Source organism: Arthrobacter sp. AL05 (assembly GCF_029960715.1).
Lineage (GTDB): Bacteria > Actinomycetota > Actinomycetes > Actinomycetales > Micrococcaceae > Arthrobacter.
Window position 1 is genome coordinate 1 of record NZ_JASBRC010000028.1, and the last position, 13,897, is coordinate 13,897.

Annotated in this window: 16 protein-coding genes and 1 pseudogene; 8 read left to right on the forward strand and 9 right to left on the reverse strand. The window is 63.0% G+C overall.

Annotated elements, in window-relative coordinates; genetic code table 11:
- Window positions 1-55: 55 nt before the first annotated feature.
- The 3 genes from QK287_RS17690 to QK287_RS17700 form a co-directional block, all read right to left on the reverse strand.
- Window positions 56-268 carry a hypothetical protein gene (locus QK287_RS17690; protein ID WP_282361010.1) on the reverse strand — a complete coding sequence of 71 codons (213 nt, stop codon included), beginning with the start codon at window positions 266-268 and terminating at the stop codon, window positions 56-58.
- A 512-nt stretch (window positions 269-780) separates the two neighbouring features.
- Window positions 781-1,110, reverse strand: a complete 330-nt coding sequence (locus tag QK287_RS17695) for a lmo0937 family membrane protein (protein WP_282361012.1) — start codon at window positions 1,108-1,110, stop codon at window positions 781-783.
- A gap of 685 nt (window positions 1,111-1,795) precedes the next feature.
- Window positions 1,796-2,236: a heavy metal-responsive transcriptional regulator gene (locus QK287_RS17700; protein ID WP_282361013.1), complete on the reverse strand. Its 441-nt coding sequence runs from the start codon at window positions 2,234-2,236 to the stop codon at window positions 1,796-1,798.
- 55 nt (window positions 2,237-2,291) lie between these two features.
- Here QK287_RS17700 and QK287_RS17705 point away from each other — a divergent pair, with 55 nt between their 5' ends.
- From QK287_RS17705 to QK287_RS17720, 4 genes are all read left to right on the forward strand, one after another.
- The gene (locus QK287_RS17705) at window positions 2,292-2,591 is read left to right on the forward strand and encodes a thioredoxin family protein (protein ID WP_282361014.1); all 300 of its coding nucleotides are present in this window, start codon (window positions 2,292-2,294) and stop codon (window positions 2,589-2,591) included.
- 127 nt (window positions 2,592-2,718) lie between these two features.
- Complete coding sequence (locus tag QK287_RS17710; protein ID WP_282361015.1) at window positions 2,719-4,071, forward strand: NAD(P)/FAD-dependent oxidoreductase; 1,353 nt, start codon at window positions 2,719-2,721, stop codon at window positions 4,069-4,071.
- A 212-nt stretch (window positions 4,072-4,283) separates the two neighbouring features.
- Complete coding sequence (locus QK287_RS17715; protein WP_282361016.1) at window positions 4,284-5,111, forward strand: substrate-binding domain-containing protein; 828 nt, start codon at window positions 4,284-4,286, stop codon at window positions 5,109-5,111.
- Between the two features lie 87 nt (window positions 5,112-5,198).
- The gene (locus QK287_RS17720) at window positions 5,199-6,302 is read left to right on the forward strand and encodes an NADH:flavin oxidoreductase (protein WP_282361017.1); all 1,104 of its coding nucleotides are present in this window, start codon (window positions 5,199-5,201) and stop codon (window positions 6,300-6,302) included.
- 118 nt (window positions 6,303-6,420) lie between these two features.
- On the opposite strand, the gene QK287_RS17725 is transcribed toward QK287_RS17720, so the two are convergent.
- Together QK287_RS17725 and QK287_RS17730 are read right to left on the reverse strand one after the other, a co-directional pair.
- Complete coding sequence (locus QK287_RS17725; protein ID WP_282361018.1) at window positions 6,421-6,777, reverse strand: hypothetical protein; 357 nt, start codon at window positions 6,775-6,777, stop codon at window positions 6,421-6,423.
- Between the two features lie 36 nt (window positions 6,778-6,813).
- Window positions 6,814-6,999 carry a hypothetical protein gene (locus QK287_RS17730; RefSeq protein WP_282361019.1) on the reverse strand — a complete coding sequence of 62 codons (186 nt, stop codon included), beginning with the start codon at window positions 6,997-6,999 and terminating at the stop codon, window positions 6,814-6,816.
- An 838-nt stretch (window positions 7,000-7,837) separates the two neighbouring features.
- Here QK287_RS17730 and QK287_RS17735 point away from each other — a divergent pair.
- Window positions 7,838-8,074, forward strand: a complete 237-nt coding sequence (locus QK287_RS17735; RefSeq protein WP_282361020.1) for a hypothetical protein — start codon at window positions 7,838-7,840, stop codon at window positions 8,072-8,074.
- A 169-nt stretch (window positions 8,075-8,243) separates the two neighbouring features.
- On the opposite strand, the gene QK287_RS17740 is transcribed toward QK287_RS17735, so the two are convergent.
- On the reverse strand, window positions 8,244-8,888 hold the full coding sequence (locus QK287_RS17740) for an ANTAR domain-containing protein (protein WP_226776144.1): 645 nt from the start codon (window positions 8,886-8,888) through the stop codon (window positions 8,244-8,246).
- A 329-nt stretch (window positions 8,889-9,217) separates the two neighbouring features.
- On the opposite strand from QK287_RS17740, the gene QK287_RS17745 reads away from it, so the two are divergent.
- The 3 genes and pseudogenes from QK287_RS17745 to QK287_RS18545 all read left to right on the forward strand — a co-directional run bounded on the left by QK287_RS17745 (window position 9,218) and on the right by QK287_RS18545 (window position 10,430).
- On the forward strand, window positions 9,218-9,406 hold the full coding sequence (locus tag QK287_RS17745; protein ID WP_282361025.1) for a hypothetical protein: 189 nt from the start codon (window positions 9,218-9,220) through the stop codon (window positions 9,404-9,406).
- Window positions 9,407-9,611: 205 nt separating this feature from the next.
- Window positions 9,612-9,947: a hypothetical protein gene (locus QK287_RS17750; protein ID WP_282361026.1), complete on the forward strand. Its 336-nt coding sequence runs from the start codon at window positions 9,612-9,614 to the stop codon at window positions 9,945-9,947.
- A 25-nt stretch (window positions 9,948-9,972) separates the two neighbouring features.
- A pseudogene (locus QK287_RS18545) lies at window positions 9,973-10,430 on the forward strand (DUF3105 domain-containing protein).
- 125 nt (window positions 10,431-10,555) lie between these two features.
- On the opposite strand, the gene QK287_RS17755 reads toward QK287_RS18545, so the two are convergent.
- From QK287_RS17755 to QK287_RS17765, 3 genes are all read right to left on the reverse strand, one after another.
- Window positions 10,556-11,473 (reverse strand): NmrA family NAD(P)-binding protein, encoded by a 918-nt coding sequence (locus QK287_RS17755; RefSeq protein ID WP_282361021.1) that lies wholly within the window; start codon window positions 11,471-11,473, stop codon window positions 10,556-10,558.
- Window positions 11,474-12,596: 1,123 nt separating this feature from the next.
- Complete coding sequence (locus QK287_RS17760) at window positions 12,597-12,905, reverse strand: hypothetical protein (RefSeq protein WP_282361023.1); 309 nt, start codon at window positions 12,903-12,905, stop codon at window positions 12,597-12,599.
- Window positions 12,906-13,555: 650 nt separating this feature from the next.
- Entirely contained in the window at window positions 13,556-13,816 is a 261-nt protein-coding gene (locus QK287_RS17765) for an ATP-binding protein (RefSeq protein WP_348774851.1), read from the reverse strand.
- Between the last annotated feature and the right edge of the window lie 81 nt (window positions 13,817-13,897).

The window sequence follows — 13,897 nt, forward strand, 5'->3', positions numbered from 1 at the left end:
GCGGGCTTCGGTCTCCGCGGCAAGCTTGACCGTCCGCCGTTCCCGGCGGCGATCACTAAGCAGGCAGAACTGCGTCCCCGGCGGATTTGAGGAGCCGGTCGACCGTGGCCCCGGAGACTGTTATCAGCTGCGCCGCCACGGCCGGGATCAGCAGCTTGGCGTCGAGCTCCCCGAAGGCTTCCAGCTTAGGCAGCCACAGGTCCATAGTCGCCGCCAAGTATTTGGCTGAGGGCATTCCGGCGAGCCGCCACGCATCGACCAGGACCATGGGGCCGTCATATCCTTGGGTCCTCCGTCCACGAGTCTTCGTTGTGACCGTTTTTTGCCGGACCTCTGCGTTTCCGCGCCGTGAACAACGCCCGGCGGGCGTTAGCCCTGACCACCCCTGTCCATTGACGGCGGCCGAAAATCGTGGCCGGCGCCGATCGACGTCGAAGCGTACCGAGGCGGACACTGTGGATCGTAGTCAGCATCCTGATGGGCATTGTGGCCGGGCAGGTTCTGAGATGACAGATAGCGGGCGCCTTCGTCCTGATATATCTCGGTCTTGGCTGAGCTGCAAAACAAGACCAGACTGCCCCGGGTTCCGCTAATAGTCCGGCTGGGAAGCAAGAGCTGCAGCCCGAAGCCAGATTCTCTTCAAATCCAACCTTCGGGCTGCAGTTCTAGGTCTCAGGCCCCCGCCCCCAGCTCACCCTCATTGTGTGAGGGCCCCTTGGGCGAGAACACGGCGGCAGGCCGCACATCCGCATCCTCGGCGCGGGAACACCGTTTGGGAACTTAAACGCGTGACCTGCCGCGGACGAAGTGAAAAATCAAGACGACTACTGCAACAACCAGAAGCAGGTGAATGAACCCGCCGCCGATGCTGCCGAGCAGGCCGAGAAGCCAAAGAACAGCGAGAATGATGGCTATCCAAAGCAACATATTTTGTCTCCCTTGTTTGTCTGCGGATGGAAATGCTGGTCCAGCAGGAATCAGTCGCCGTCCAACGGACCGCTCCCAAAGAAATACTAAGTGTACTGTCAAATGGAACCAGCCGGCGCGGGCCATCGTAGTGAGATAGAACAGCAGCGAAAGCCAGCCTGCATGGTTCATCGGATGAGACACGCAGAGTGCAGCTTAGAGCGGTCCCGGTTATCGATCATTCAGAGTGTGAATCCTGGTGTGTTTGAGCCCTTGATTCGGTAAGCCTTTTCGCGGGGCCATGAATTCTGACTGCAGTGACAGGCGCCCGCGGCGGGCTGAAGGCGCACCAGGGTCCCATTCGGCTGACCGACGACGTGCTGGTCCGGGACTTAAAGGACCCGCTGGGCGAGACGCTGGTCGCCTACATCGGTGCCGTGAAGGAAACCCGGGGCCGTCCGGCTGTGGGCCGATGGGGAACGGAAACCTTCCGCCGACGTGATGCACCGGTTGAGGACCACCTACCACGTGGCCGCCCTGCTCGCGGAGCGGGATTCCCGCGCCGTAGTGCAGGCCTGCTTCTAGGGCATGAAACCGCAGCTGGGTGGTGTCCCGCCGGCGCGCCTGCTCCGCGAATGCCAGCTGGACGTCGTCGGCCCGCAGGTGTGGCCGCTGCACGCGCGTTCGCGGCCGCAGTCTGATCGGTGGTTTCTGCAGAACTGACGACTGCCGAGGCCGCCGGCAGGGCCGGCGCGCCTGCTTCCGGCCGGAACCGTGGGCCTGGAGCGGCTGGGAATGGGCCCCCGACGGCCGGTTCCCGGGCCGGTGGGACGACCTGCACAGCAACTTCCGCACCTGAATCGCCGAATGGTCGGTTTTTCGCGGCTCTTTAGTGCACGCTTCGCGCAATCGAGGCTTCGTGTCGGTCCGCCGGTGGTTGTGCGATGATCTGGCAGACGTCCGCATCGGAACAGTCGGCTGGATCGAGGTCGCGGCTCACCTCGATGAGTCGGCCAAGTTCAGCGGCCAGACCGGCCAGTTCTTGTTGGCGGCCGCGGACCTCAGCCAGCTTTTCCTTCAGGAGCCCGGCCACGTGGGCGCAGGGCGCTTCGCCGGAATCGCGCTGGGAGAGGACTCCCTTGATCTCGTTCAGCGCGAGTCCTGCTGACTGGGCGGCGCGGACAAACCGCAGCCGACCAACAACCATACCATCGTAGATTCGGTACCCGTTGGGCGACCGGGTGGGTGCGGGCAAAAGTCCCTGACGTTCGTAGAAACGAATGGTTTGAGTGTCGATGCCGGTAACGGCGCTGACTTTCCCGATGAGCATGGTTCCAGTCTAACGCTTGACCTTGTAGCCGACTATAAGGTTTACGGTGGTTCGTATGGAGATCACCCTGCAATATTTTGACGGTTGCCCGAACTGGAAAGTCGCCGAGGAGCGGCTCATGACACTGGCCGCGGAACGGTCCGGCGTTGTCCTTGTCCGGCAGCTCGTGAATACGGTGGAGGAAGCCGAGCGGGTAAGGTTCCATGGCTCCCCGAGCATCCTCATCAATGGTGTCGACGTGTTCGCTGCTGCCGGTGCCTCCGTGGGATTGGCGTGCCGCCGCTACCTGACCCCTGACGGAGCGGCCGGCGCCCCCAGCCTCGAGCAGCTCAAGGCAGCGATCGATGCCGGCTGATCGGCGGGCATCCAACGCCGGAGCACCAACGGGTCCGAGTCCGTGTCGAGGACCTTGGTGCGTGCCATGGCCAATTAACACCGACCGCCAATGCGGTCGCCCGAGATGATCCAACGGAAGGTTTGAAATGAGCGAGAACTACGATCTGGTAGTCATTGGTGCCGGCATGGCCGGGATCGCTGCGGCGACAAAATGCTCTTCGGCGGGATGGCGGGTGGCAATCGTCGATTCGCTTCCCTATGGCGGCACCTGTGCATTGCGCGGGTGCGACCCGAAGAAAATCCTGCGGCGCGGCGCAGAGGTTATCGACAGTGCCCGGCTGATGCAGGGCAAGGGCATCGACGGCAACGGCCTGTCGATAAACTGGGCCGAGCTGATGAAGCACAAGCACGGATTCACCGACCCGGTGCCGCAGAGCATGGAAGAGGACCTGCGCCATATCGGCGTGGAGACCCTGAATGGGACCGCAAGCTTTACCGGACCGTCCCTGATCCAGGTCTCCGGGACGACGCTCAGGACATCCAAGGTCCTGATCGCTACCGGCGCCACACCTCGGCCCCTGGATTTCCCGGGCCAGGAACACCTCATTGATAGCACCGACTTCCTGAATCTTAGGTCCCTTCCTGCCCGCATTGTGTTCGTGGGCGGTGGTTTCGTCTCCTTCGAGTTCGCCCACATCGCCGCCCGCGCGGGAAGCTCCGCGGTGATCGTGGACCGGGGCGCACGCCCCCTGAAATCATTCGACGCGGACCTGGTCGAGCTGCTGATCGACCGCGGCGCGGAGGCCGGGGTCCAGGTGCGGCGCGGCACCAGCATCACCGGTGTGGAAAAAACGCGCGAGGGCTACAGGCTGCGCCTGCAGCAGGCCGGCCGCGAGGCAACGCTTGATGCGGATTTGGTGGTGCACGGTGCCGGCCGGATCCCGGATTTGTCGCGGTTGAATCTTGAAGCAGCCCACGTGGCCTACGGCAAAAGGGGTATTGAGGTGGCCGGCCACCTGCAGAGCACCACAAACCCCGCCGTCTACGCGGCCGGTGATGCGGCGGACACCGCGGGCCCGCCACTGACTCCGGTGGCCGTTTTCGAAGCCAAGGTCGCCGCGTCCAACATGTTGAAGTCGGGTTCCACGGTCCCGGACTACGCGGCCACGCCGACAGCGGTCTTCACGATCCCCGAGCTGGTCCGCATCGGTATGCTGGAGCACGAGGCCCGCGACAGCGGACTAAACATCGACGTTCGGCATTCGGACACCAGCCAGTGGTACTCGAACTACCGAATCGGTGAAACCGCCGGCGCTGCCAAAATCATCATTGACAGAAAAACCGGACACCTCCTCGGAGTGCACCTGTTCGGATCCGGATACGCGGAACTGGCCAACACATTCAGCCTGGCCATGAAACACGGATTAACCACCCGCGAACTCAAATCCATGACACCCACCTATCCGTCGGTCGGCTCCGACCTTGACTCAATGCTCTAGGAGCAGAGCCGACGTTCGGGCACGGGGTTCAACCCCGCGTGACCCGGCGGTGTTCGGCGGTCAGGCGAGTCAACGAGCAGCGAGCCACCTGATGAACCCACCATCTAGAAAATCCACGCTTTTCGCGGTCCGGACTTCATACCCTAGAGCATCGAAGCGATCGGCGGCGTCGTACGCACGGAACCTCCACGCTCATCTGCAGGGCCCGCTCCGTGACCGTATGGGGAAGTGCGGATTCAGGCGGGTACGAGGGCATCGACGAGGCCGCGGCGGAACTGGGCTATTCGACATTTGTGATGAACTCGCGCGATGACCCTGAGGAACAGCGACGCAAGACGGACACCATGCTCGCCCGGCGGGTGGACGGGCTGATCATCGGTGACGCTCATTTGGACACTGGGCTGCTGGTGGAAATGACCGACCGGAAGGTGCCGTTTGTGCTGATGAACCGCCGCGTCCCGGGCTACCCCGCGGCTACCTGCGACGACGTCCTGGGCGGCGAGCTTGTGGCCGAGCACCTGTGGAACACCGGGCACCGGAATGTCGCGGTGATCGCCGGGGAGCCGTACGCCAGCACGGCTGTGGACCGGACGGCCGGTTTCGTCGACCGCTGGCGTTCGCTGGGGGGAAAGCTGCCCGGGAACGCCGTGGTGTGGTCCCGGTTCGATACTGCCGGGGGCCGTGAAGCGGCCGAGACCATCCTGACGCACTGCCGTCCCCGCCCGACGGCGCTTTTCGCCGTGAATGACTTCGCCGCGATCGGGGCCATGGGAGCGCTGCGGTCCCATGGCCTCACCGTCGGTACCGATGTGGCAGTGGTCGGCTTTAATGACACGTCACTGGCCGCGGAGCTGCCCATTCCACTGTCCTCCGTCCGCTCGCCCATGCTGGATATCGGACGTACGGCGGTGCAGCTGCTAAAGGGGGTGCTCGACGGCGCACACGTCGAATCGATCAGGTTGGAACCGACCCTGTACGCGCGGGAAAGCAGCGCCCGGACCGAGCCCGCCAGCGCGTCCCGGCCTGCGTCTGAAATATAAAACCCGTGTCTGTCGTTTGCACTTCCAGGGAGCACGCTTAACTGCGGCTCTCTTTTTCTTTCCCCGAAACACCTCTAGGAGATATTCGTGCCGGATTTCGCACCCCTCTGGTCCCCTGTTCAGATCGGCCCAACCGGGCTGAGCAATCGTGTTGCTCTAGCTCCCATGACGCGCATCAGCGCCACCGAGGACGGGCATGCGACACAGAAAATGGTCGCCTACTATGAGGCCTATGCCCGCGGCGGCTTCGGACTCCTGATTACCGAAGGCATCTACCCCGACACCGCCTACAGCCAGGGCTACCTCTTCCAGCCGGGCATCGCCACCAAAGAACAAGCACACTCCTGGATAAAGGTCGTCGAGGCGGTCCACTCCGCCGGCGCCCGGATCTTCGCCCAGCTCATGCATGCAGGGGCCCAGACCCAGGGAAACCGGTTCGTGGACTCCACCATTGGTCCCTCCGCGATCGCCCCCAAGGGTGAACAATTGGCCTTCTACCGCGGAGAAGGCCCCTACCCCGTTCCCGGGCAGATCACCGCGGCCCAGATGGACGAGGTCCGCGACGGCTTCGTCACGGCTGCACTGCACGCTAAGGCAGCCGGATTCGACGGCGTAGAAATCCACGGCGCGAACGGGTATCTGCTTGACCAGTTCCTCACCGACTACCTCAACACCAGGACCGACAACTACGGCGGCTCACCCGAGAACAGGGTGCGTTTCGCTGCCGAAATCTGCCGCGCCGTCCGCGAGGCCGTGGGTCCGGACATGAGCGTGGGAATCCGTATTTCCCAGGCCAAGGTCAGTGACAATGACCACCGGTGGAGCGGTGGCGCCGAAGAAGCACGAATCATCTTTGAAACCCTCGGTGCTACCGGGATCGATTTTATCCACACCACCGAATACAGGGCCGCGGCCCCGGCCTTCGAAAACGGCACGGAGTCCCTTGCCGCCCTGGCCAAGAAGTACTCGGGAATAACGATCATCGCCAACGGCAACCTCGACGACCCCGAAACCGCCGTCTCCTTGCTCCGTGACGGGGACGCCGATGTCGTCGCCCTGGGCAAAGCAGCCCTCGCGAACCGGAACTGGCCCCACCGGGTACGCAACAACCTCGCCTTCGACGAGCTCGACACCAGGCTCTTCGCTCCGGTAGCGGACGTCAAGGACTGGGAACTGGAACTTCCCGCATAAAGGCATCCACCCGACCCCGCGCGGGCCAGGCCCAGACCGCCTGGCCCGCCCGGCTCCGTGAGAAAAACCATGTTTCAGCTCCTTCCGCAACCAAAAAAGCCGAGCGGGTCAAGCCTCTCTAGCCCCTACAAGCACCGACGGTTGCCTCCCGACACGCGCTCGACCTTGCGGCCCTTGTGGCGCCCTTACCCATGGTGGGCGCCGCCCCGGAGTGTGTGCCCTCGCTGCGTACCGCTGCGAGGCGCCCGCGGAGCCGGGCTTCGTTCGCGCCGGTTTTTGCCAGGGATTCCGCGAATTTCTCGTGGTATCCGGCCGATCCATAGCCGACGGCCGACGCACTCTCCGTTTTGCCACCCTGGTCTTTGATCCGGCTGCGGTCGTTGCCGGTGACGCAGTTCTCGATCTCGCGCCCGACGCCCTCCACGCGGGCGAAGAGTTCCTTCTCGACCCGTCGGTACCGCTGACCCACTGACATCCGCGCCGAGCCTTTGAACCCGCCTTCCGCCAGGAGCTAGGCTGCGAGAATTTCCTTGGCGACTTTCACGAACGAGGGATCCTCGAAATGCGAGGTGCCGGCGCCGTTGACGATCACGGTCGTTTCCTTGCGCAGCTGATCAATGTCGGGCCCGTTGATCCCGTTCCTACCGATAAGGAACAGTCGTTTCTCCACGGGAGTGCCCGCTGCTTCCAGAGCCATGGGGGTCTTTGCTGTGTGGCGGTCTGCAATGCATGGGCCAGCTCGGGATTGGCCAGGGACTCGACAGGCAACTGGTGCCGTCCCTTCTCCGGGGCAAGTGTCCCCGCCTGGGAGTGGAGTTCTTCGGCGCGGACTGCGTAGAGCGGGCCCCTGCCTTTCTATGTTCGGCGGCAGCTTTACGCGCCCCTCCGTGGCTGCGCGCTAAGTCGTCCTGGCGGGCCTTTCCCGTGGTGATGCGCCGGATCCCTGGCTCAACATACGCGGTGTCCGCTCCGGTACCGCGTTGTCGGTCGTGACCGTCCTGGTCATGGATTTTGTGTTCATGAGGTGATGTTCAGTTTCGCTGGGGCGGGGCGGGCGCCGGAAATACTTGGTGTCCTCTCCCCCACCATGTGGTTTGCGTGCTGGCGGAGCATCGCGTAGCTGTGCCCGGCAGAACCGGGGCAAGCCGAAGGGCAAGCGATTGATGGTTCGTGGGAGGAAATCAGCGCAGCGCCGAGCACAGGCGATCGGCTGCGCGGCCGTGCGCAGGCCCGTTGCGCCGGTGGAGCGGGCACGTATGATCCAACGGACCTCAGAAGAAAGGAAAAAGAATGCTTGTGTCGACCGAGCGCAGCGAGGCCCGTATCGTCCCCTGGCTGGCGCCCGGTCATGCCAGCTTCCGGCCATCCGGGCGGGAACACTGCAGTGCGCGGCGGCCCGATGAAAAGACAATGGCCGCTGTACGGGCAAAGTTGTAGCCTAATGAGAGACCGCAGGAATGCTTGTCCTGCGACCAAGCAACGGCCTTCATCCCGCCCTTCTGCGAAGTTCGGGAGGGCAGAGGGTGTGGGTTCTGATGGATAACAACCAGCAGGAACTGATGCATATTGCGTTCCTGCTCACAGGCCTCGAGGTCCCTGAAGCATGGTTGGCGTACTTCGCGTACGGGGGCAACCAGGGCCTGTGGGTCGTCGATGCATATCTGAACGGACTGGCTCCGCTGCCAGCCCACGACTGCGACCTGCTGGCGGCGGTCCTCAATGAACGCCTGGCCGAACTCCACTTGCCGCACCTCGCCTCCTACAGCGGCTAAGGAGGCATCACGCAGCCTGCAGTCCAGCAACAACAGGAGTGCAGGGGTGCCGTCCCGGGCATTACCCAAGTCGACGAGGCGGCGCCGGGCCAGAGAGAGCATCGCCTCAAATGCGTTGTGCCCTCGACGAATTTGCGATCGTGGCAGGTCCTGCGGGCTTGACGGGTGGTTAGGCCTCGAAGTGGGTTGTCGTTCCGGTGGTGCCGGAGAAGCGCGCGACGATCTCCGTGGCAACGGAGTGCAACTTCTGGTTGCGGCTGGTCGAGGCCCGCAGGAGGATACCGAAGGCTTCCTCCTGCGAACACCGGCTCTGCGCAATGATCACCCCGCAGGCCATGTTGATCGCTGTCCTGCCCTCCATTGCGGCCTTCAGATTACGGCTGAGCAGATCCGCCGCGGCGATCCTGATGCTCAGGCGTAGGGCATCACTGGCCGCGTCCGCAAAGTCGACTGCCACGCCAACGGCACCCCCGATAAACAGACCCGTGGCGGGGGCGTAAAAGTTCAGAACTGCAGTCGCGTCCTGGCGCAGCTGAAGAGGCACGGCCAACGCGGCAGCGTTTCCCGCTGCGACGGGTTCGCCGCTGTATCGGGCCCATCTTCTCTCCGCTGCCGCGTCGCTGCTGCCGGTGACGGTAGGGCTGAGCTTGTGCAGCCGCAGGGTCAGCACGCACCCGATCCGCGCCCCAGTCGCCCGGCCCATTGTCGCCGCAGCCAACGCGGCCATCCTGTCCAGTAAATCCGTGATGTCCCCCGCGCCGTCGACCAGGCCGAGTAGCCGCCGAAAATCGTTGGCTTGCCCGTCTTTTTCCATACCGGTGATAGTAGCCTCCGCGGCCGCGTGAGTGTCGTCAAGGCTGCGATGTCCGCTCCGCGGACCATCGTTCGGTCAGAGTTACCGGGTCATACGTACCTGGCTGACCGATCCGGGTTGATTTCGCCAATCCAGAAGATCCCATGTCGCAGTCGGCAGTTGTGATGCTCGCACTCTTCGGCCAAATGGTACGAACCTACGCGATCGAACGCGCAGCTCACGCGCGTGCCGTTGCTGTCACTAAAGGCAAAAGGATCGACCGGCCCAGCGCGATCGATCCAGCGAAGCTAGCCTACGCCGCTCACCTTCGCGATTAGGAAAATCAGCCCATCTCCGAGATCGTCGAAGCCACCGGTATCACCCGCTCCAGCCTCTACCGTTACCTGCCGCCCCGTCCGCCGGCGACGCTGACCGCCGAGACCCAGCCCAACGGCCGAAAGTCCCGGACGTCGGTGGCGGTTCGTGCAGGCGACTTCGGACAGAACGACGGTTCGTGCAGGCGACTTCGGACAGAATGACAGTTGGTGCACGCGGCTTCAGACGAAACGACGGTTGGTGCAGACGGCTTCGAACACTTCCGTGTCAGGAGTCGGCTGCATAAGCCCCGTAGTTCCAAGGAATCCAGTGCAGGCGACTTCTGAAACTGACACTTTTGGACGCGCTTGGTTGTTGTAGCAGATACGGTCGTTTTAGGCAGCCGAACTTCCCTGCTTCGCGAGGTCGCTGGTTTCATACTTGTGGATCGTGCTGGGCCCGCAGGGCCAGTCCATCACCGCCGCGAACCTCGTGAGCGGAAACGCCCACCTCGCCGTGTCCGGGACCTTGGCCCGGGCGATGGAAACCTTCGGTGTCCTGTACGGGGCGCCGGTCCTGCGCTTCGCGCTCATGTGGGCCGGACTCGCAACCGCCATCACCATCCGCACCGGACGCCAGTGCCAGCCGTTCTCCCTGACCTGGTGGTCCTACACCTTCCCCATCGGAACCTGCGTCACCGGCCTGACCGGCCTCGCCGCCCACACCCACCTCGCCGCCTTCGACGTGATGGCCATCGCCGGCTAGACCCTGTTAGTCGCCGCCTGGATCATTGTCGCCGCCTGGACCTTCCACGGCGGCATCCTCCAAGGCACCCTCTCCCAGAAGCCCTCAACGACCGCGCCGTAGGCGGCCCGCAGCGGACCAGCAGCCCGTCACTCAAACAAGCAAGCGTCCACACTCCCTCGAACACGGTGCAGTCTGGATCAGCTACCAACCCGGACTACCCGCCGATGACATCGCCAAGCTCCCCCGGCTTGCAACCAACCAAAGCCACGTCCTGGTCAGCCCTTTCCCGGCCAGGGATCCCGCATCGAAGAAACCGCCTGGGGAAAACAACTAAGCGTCACAGACCCGGCAGATCCGCGGCTGCCGGCATCCAACAAAGCATTTCAGCAGGGTCCACAAACACCCGAACCCGGCGAGACCTGCAGCGGCGGAGTCAACGGATACATCAGGAGACATACCCCCCGCTCGGCCGATCAGCCCCCAACGCGCGCCGTCCCATGAACTGCCACTCACCCGTTAATGGCAACCCACGCGGAACGACAAACCGCCAATCCAAACAGCGATTTATCCGCCAAGTCCGACTAAAAGTCACAGCCGCGGGCCGATCTGAGTAGCTGTCGCCGTCATCAGCCCTTGGTCGCACCGTACTTCACGTGCGCCTCAAGGACGTCACGGACGCTCGTCCAAGCCTGCGGCCCGTAGCGGTCGTTGTTCACATGATGCAGTTGAGCCTCGCCACTGAACATACTGACGAAGTACTGCATACCCTGCCAGGCAGGGAAGGTCGCCTCCTCGCCATTTGATACGCGACGCCCGATCCGGGCCATGCCGGACAGCATTCCCGTGGTACCTGCCCATTGGGTGGTGAAGGCAGCGCCAGTGAGCTCGGTCATGATCCGCGCGATACCTCGGGCTGTTACCCGGTCCCCGGCCACCTCGACGACGCGTGGCGCGGCGTCGTCCAGTGCCACATAAGCGACGGTGCGGGCGACGTCGTCCTTGGTAGTGAAGTCCAGAACCTGGTCCGGCGAGGACCAGTAGAGGATCTTGTGCCGCCTGAACAGGACCATCGGAGCCTGTCCGGTCAGCATGTCCGCAAAGGCGCCGTTGAGCACGGACGTCGTGTGGAGCGGAGTGGCATCGACGTCGGCGGCGAACTCCCTGCGCAGCTCGAAGTTGCGGTTGCTGCCCGGGGTGACACGCCGATAATCAGCCGAGTAGTCGGACGGGATGAAGCGTGTCACACCGGCCTCAACGGCTGCAGCTAGCAACGCCTGCTGGGCGTCGAGGATGACGGAGCGCGCGCCGCTGACTGCGGACACGACGATGTCGGCTCCGAAGAGGGCGTCGACGAGGCCGACGTGGTCCGTATATGCGGCCTCGCGAATCTCAACGCGGTCCCGCTCCCCGAACATGGCCTGGGCGTGTCCGCCGCCGGGGCGGGTCAGAACGCGAACGAAGGCGGCGGGGTCGGCGGCGAGCAGCTCGCGGACGATCCGGTGGCCGAGGTCACCGGTGGCTCCGGCGACGAGGACGGTGGTCATGATGAGGTGCTCTTCTCTGTGTGAGTGGTGCCGCGGGAGTTGGTACGGCGTCGGCGGGCTTAGAGGTGGGGTCCAGTCACCGACCGCTCGGTGCCGGCGACGACACGGATGCATGACTCCGCCTCACCCGCGTCCGGGGCGACGCGCGTCATTGCCAGGCTGCAGACTCCTTCCAGCGCGCCCGCGCCTGGGTCGCGCCGGAGGCGTACTCCTGGAATACTCGCACAGCCCGGCGCCAACGAGAGCATCAACCTGGGAATCCAGGGACAGCCCACGGGTGCTGCCCCTCGCGTACCCAATCACATCGCCGGACGCGTCAAAAACCCTTCTCAAGCGGTTTCGACCACCGTTCATTTCGAAAACCAGTTCTGACCAACCCTAAGAAAGGAATTGAGCAACTTTCTGTCAGTCTCCAAAGTCGTCTGCACGGAATTTCCACACTCGTCTGCACGACATTCTCAGCCCGGAGCGAGAATAAGCCGTCATATAGGCTGGCTGCGAACGGGCTGCGGAACAGCCCACCGCATTGGGGGACGGCATGGACCATAGAACGAGACTATTGATCGCCGGCGTCGGGATTGCCGGCTTGAGCGCACTGGTACAACTGCTGTTCGTTATTACCAAGCTGCCTGTCATCTTTTGGTCAGATCTTCTGGGCGGAATCGCCGCAGCTGTCGTTACTGCAATTCTCTTGGTCCTTCTCCGTGGTCGTCCTCAGCGGCCGGTATGACCGACCAGTTCCACCCACTGTTCCGGCGTGGGCCGCGGAAGGCCGCCACGGCAGATGGAACCTACATGCTGCTGCCATTTTTTCCAGAGAGTAGATATCCATGGCCACTCCAAGCAAGTCACTATTGTTTCGGCAGAGCCGCATGCAGAGAGCACTAGGGTCGCTTTTCTGCATGTCGATGATGGGGCTATTGGCTTCGATCGTTCTGTCCGGCAGCAACCCGCTCTTTCCAGGGTTATCGGGCCCGCTGCTGGTCCTGTTCTTCTTCCTGACCGCAGCAGGCAGCGTATTCGGACTGGCCACCATCAGGTCCCGGCGGACTACCACGGAAGTCACAGACAAGAGATAAGCCCGTGACACCTCGAGGACGCCACTGAGCCGCCACGAGCACGTTCACGAGTCGCGAACGCCAGCATCGAGCCCACGCACCAGCGCACTACGCAGCCGACTGACCGCGTGCGACGAGGCCCCGTTACCGACATCCTGGAACGACCCCATGCCGCCTTGGTACAAGGTAAGGGCATTCCGCGTTGCTTCAAGCAGAACGCGCGGGTCTGAGATACCGATGAACTGTTCGTCGAGCCAGTCTGCAACTCCTATTCGCTGCTTGTCCTGTTCTGCGCGGGTCACAGCACGTAGCTCTGCGGCTGCGGCGATTATCTCGTCTCGGAAAACTTCCACGTTGTGCTGATTGCGGCTCATTCACAAATCCTATGTAGTTGCCAAGCCCTCACGCACAGCGACGGACCCTGGACCCGCCGCCCGTAAGCCAGTGAGGATATAGGTGGCATCACCTACGGGGTCTGACTCACCGTAAGCATCGGTCCCCTACCGCGCGCTCGATGACGTCTTCGCTTTAAGCTCGGCGACACCGAGAATCGTAAGGCCGGCTGTGCCCAGCAGTACCAGGATTAGCAGTCCCAGAAGGGGAAGCTCAAAAAGTAGTGCTACCTTCCATTGCTCTGCTCGGAATTGGGCAGGTTCCCCGCTATTAGCCATCCTCTCCGCGTCGACTAAAGAACGTTCACCGCAACCTTGCTTCCCAACATGAGACCGCAGGCTACCTGGTGGAGGAGGGCACTCAGTAGATGGCGATAGCGTCGATGACGATAGCGGGACCCTTGATCCAGGCATGTGACTATGTCAACCTTTTTTGGCCCCAACATGACGGTTATTCCTGGCCCCACTGAGCAAACTTTGGTTGCCCTGGTCCCGAGGTGTCAATGGCCAATAGTTTGTGCCCATGGACGGCCAGCAAAAATGCCCGCTGGTGGCCATGAAAACTGCCCAGTCATGGCCACGAGATCTGCCCACCGGGTGTTCGGTGGCGTTGGCCATGTTGGGTTTTGGGTTTAGTTCATTGGCGTGACTCCTTTTCCGGCCAGTGCCTGGCTGAGGCGGATCGATTCTCCTGAGGTCTGGCAGACGTGCGCGTGGTGCAGCAGCCGGTCGACAGTGGCGGTGGCGAGGGTTTTGGGCATGAGCTCGTCAAAGCCGGCGGGGTGCAGGTTTGAGGAGACCGCGATGGAGCGTTTCTCGTAGGCGGCATCGACGAGGCGGTAGAGGCCCTCGGCCGCGTCGGTTCCGACCGGCAAGAGTCCGATGTCATCGATCTATGCGGACATCCGCATAGGTCGATCTATGCCGAGCCCGTGACTATGCCGAGGCATTCGGTGGTGGCCGGTAAAGCCGTT